This is a genomic window from Sulfitobacter sp. (assembly GCF_041552635.1).
Lineage (GTDB): Bacteria > Pseudomonadota > Alphaproteobacteria > Rhodobacterales > Rhodobacteraceae > Sulfitobacter.
The window spans coordinates 1-3,346 of sequence record NZ_JBFEKM010000276.1 but is presented as its reverse complement, the minus strand read 5'-3'; the positions used below and the strand labels follow the sequence as shown (position 1 = coordinate 3,346).

Below are 3,346 nucleotides of genomic sequence, written 5' to 3'. Positions count from 1 at the left end.
TTCGGCATGGGGATTATTTTTATCACCCATGATCTGGGGGTGATTGCGCAGACCGCGGACAAGGTCGCCGTGATGTATCTGGGCCGTTTGGTCGAACAGGGCACAGTGCGCGATGTGATCCGCAAACCGGCGCATCCCTACACCCGTGGGCTGCTGGCGGCGTTGCCAACGCTTGACGATATTGATGCGCCGTTAACCCCCATCCCCGGCGATATTCCATCGCCGCTGGAACGGCCCTCGGGATGTGTTTATCACACGCGCTGCCAAGAGGTCGTCGGCCCGCGTTGCGCGGCCCAAGTGCCAGCTTTTTTACAGGTGGATGACGACCATGCCGCCGCGTGCCATATCTATGATCCGGCAGGGGGCACCGAATGACGCAAAAACCTTTGATCACGGCAAAAAACCTGTCGGTCCATTATCCTCTGCGCGGCAGATTGATTGGCCCTGCGCCCTATGTGCGGGCGGTGAATGATGTCAGCCTTGAAATTGCCCCCGGCAGTTTTTTTGGATTGGTCGGAGAATCTGGTTCCGGCAAAACCACCCTTGGTCGCGCCATGCTGAGGGCCGCGCCAATCAGCAAAGGGGATGTGCAATTTGACGACGGTGAGGTCGCATATTCCCTCAAGGCCCTTGGCAAGAAAGAGCTGAAGGATTACCGCAAACGCGCACAGTTGATCTTTCAGGATCCCTATGCCGCCCTAAGCCCCCGCATGACGGTACGCGACATCATCGCCGAACCTCTTGAGGTGATGGGCCTAACCAAATCACGCGCCGAGACGGATGAACGCGTGCGTGAAATCGCGGCGAAATGCCGGTTGAACGTGGAACACCTGCGCCGCTTTCCGCATGCGTTTTCGGGGGGACAACGGCAGCGTATTTCCATTGCGCGTGCCTTGGTGTCGGGCCCTAAATTCATCGTGGCAGACGAAAGCGTCGCGGCACTGGATGTGTCCATCCAAGCGGACGTGCTGAACCTTCTGAAGGCCATTCAGCAGGACATGGGGCTGACATTTTTGTTCATCAGCCATGACCTAAGCGTTGTCGCGCATGTCTGTGATCATGTGGCCGTTATGTATCTGGGGCGCCTTGTTGAAACTGCGCCTACGCGCACGTTGTTTTCTGGACCGCGTCATCCATATACCAAGGCATTGCTGTCAGCGATCCCGTCTTTGGACCCTGATGACCGTGGCAAAGCGCAAAAGCTTGAGGGCGAGATTCCCTCGCCCACCAATCCGCCGCCCGGATGCAAATTTCAAACCCGTTGCCCCAATGCGATTGAACGCTGCCGGGTCGAAGAACCGGTATTGGAAAACGCAGGGATGGAACATCAGGTGGCCTGCCACCGCTGGAAAGAATTGATAGTCTAATGCGATGCAGGCGCTTTCTGGGAAGGTGGCAAAGCGATGTGCGTGGTATTTAATTTGATCGAGACTGCTGTTCTGAACAGATCAGATTCAGGCGCGTATCTAATGTGAGTTCTTGGGTGCACTGTAGATCACAAGGCACCGTAAAGTTGATGCGCCGGCTGCGTTGATGTGGGATGGCGGCACATGATCAATACGAATGTTTTGCCCCTCTATCACTGTCACCGATTTTCGCGGGGTATGATCGCCCGGACGGTCTGGCTGTATTTCCGGTTTCCGATCAATTTGCGGATGATCTAGGATCAGTTGGCTTAGCGCTGCATCACCGTGTCGCATCAAACAATTAGAACATGGGTTGAGAAGTGTTGACACCATTTTGCCGCCGACATTCGCTGCAGATCGGCAGGTCAGTTTGCTGATAAGTGGCATCTCAACGAAGTAGTGATCACGATGCGGGGCAAGAAGCATTGGCTCTGGCGTGCGGTTGATCAGGACGGTTTTGTTCTGGACGTTTTGGTCCAAAGATATCGAAATAGGGCTGCGGCCAAACACTTAATGCGAACGCTTTTAAAGCGAAAAGTATCGGTGCTGCGCATCATGATCATCGACAAATTGCGGTCATACGCAGCGGCGAAACGGGAGTTCATGCCCGGCATCGAATCCCGATCGCACAAGGACCTGAACAATCGGTCTGAGGATTCTCACTAGCTGACCGGGCAACGAGAATGGGGGAGGAAGAAATTTAAATCGCCCGGTCACTTGCAGCGATTTCTCTCCATCCACGATCCTATAGCCAACCTGCTCCACCCCCACGCCAAGAAATGCCATCCTCTGATTTCTGTAGAATGAAATCTCTGGCTATGCGAACATGGCGCGAAATCGTGCAAGTTGAAGCCGCCTAAATCTTAGGGCCCTGACGCTCCTTGGCCAACTGGTCTTAACTTTACGGTGCCGTTTATGTTGATAGCTCTCGTGGACTAACTAAAGTTAATGAAGCTTCGCAGGGTATATATATTGCGAAGTATTTTAAGTTCGAATCATATTTCATGCACATTATTTTTCTGCGCACAACGTTGAAGACGAGATTAATTTCCCATTTTGGGGTGCCGCCGTCCGATTGAAAACTATCAAATACATTGCGCTTGTTTTCATCGAACCGACATCATGCCTTCTTGCAAACGGCGCGGCCGGGTCAAAGTTATGGCTTTCTCTTAAGATGGCTTAAGTGTCTGATCTAATTTAATTCACGCCTTAAAGTGCTCTTTTCATTTCTGGTTCTATGCCTGTAGCCTATTGAATTCATATCCTGTCTTAGATTCACTTTTCTTGGCTTCTTTGCCCATCGTATGACCTGATTGAAACTTTGCAACAGCTGCTGCCAAAGCATCCGCTTCAGATCTCAACGAATGACTCGCAGCGGATGTTTCTTCAAACATTGCGGCATTTTGTTGCGTAACTTGATCAAGCTGGTTCACGGCTGTATTTATTTCATTTATCCCTGAAGCCTGCTCTTTCGATGAAATGGCAATGGCTGTGATCCTCTGCGAAATCTCTGAAACAACCTCGACGATCAACGATAGTGAACTCCCAGTTTTGTCGACAAGTTCAACACCTTGTTGAACTTGGTCACCAGACCTTTGTATAAGCGCATTAATTTCTCCTGCTGCTTCAGATGAACGTTGAGCCAATGCTCGAACTTCTGTTGCGACCACTGCAAAACCGCGTCCTGCTTCACCTGCCCTAGCGGCCTCAACACCGGCATTCAGGGCGAGTAGATTTGTTTGGAAAGCAATATTTTCAATGACTGATGTAATCTTTGAAATTTCCTGCGATGATGTTTTTATGCCGTCCATCGCACGCGCCGCCGAGCGGGCTACTTCGCCGCCGTCTTCCGCGTTCCGCTTTGCTTGCTGAGACATCTCACTGGCTTGGGTGGCACCCTCTGCCGCAGATCGTACGGAGCTGTTCAGCTCATCCATGGC

Annotated in this window: 3 protein-coding genes and 1 pseudogene; 3 read left to right on the top strand and 1 reads right to left on the bottom strand. The window is 51.9% G+C overall.

Features of this window, described 5'->3' with window-relative positions; translation table 11 throughout:
* From ABYT07_RS19935 to ABYT07_RS19925, 3 genes and pseudogenes are all read left to right on the top strand, one after another.
* Window positions 1-375: oligopeptide/dipeptide ABC transporter ATP-binding protein (locus tag ABYT07_RS19935; RefSeq protein ID WP_372993754.1), on the top strand; the 375-nt coding region annotated here is incomplete at its 5' end.
* The gene (locus ABYT07_RS19930) at window positions 372-1,367 is read left to right on the top strand and encodes an ABC transporter ATP-binding protein (RefSeq protein ID WP_372993753.1); all 996 of its coding nucleotides are present in this window, start codon (window positions 372-374) and stop codon (window positions 1,365-1,367) included. The genes ABYT07_RS19935 and ABYT07_RS19930, both read left to right, overlap by 4 nt.
* 183 nt (window positions 1,368-1,550) lie before the next feature.
* A pseudogene (locus ABYT07_RS19925) lies at window positions 1,551-2,266 on the top strand (IS6 family transposase).
* 375 nt (window positions 2,267-2,641) lie between these two features.
* On the opposite strand, the gene ABYT07_RS19920 reads toward ABYT07_RS19925, so the two are convergent.
* Window positions 2,642-3,346 (bottom strand): methyl-accepting chemotaxis protein (locus ABYT07_RS19920; RefSeq protein ID WP_372993752.1); only part of this gene is annotated, 705 nt, incomplete at its 5' end.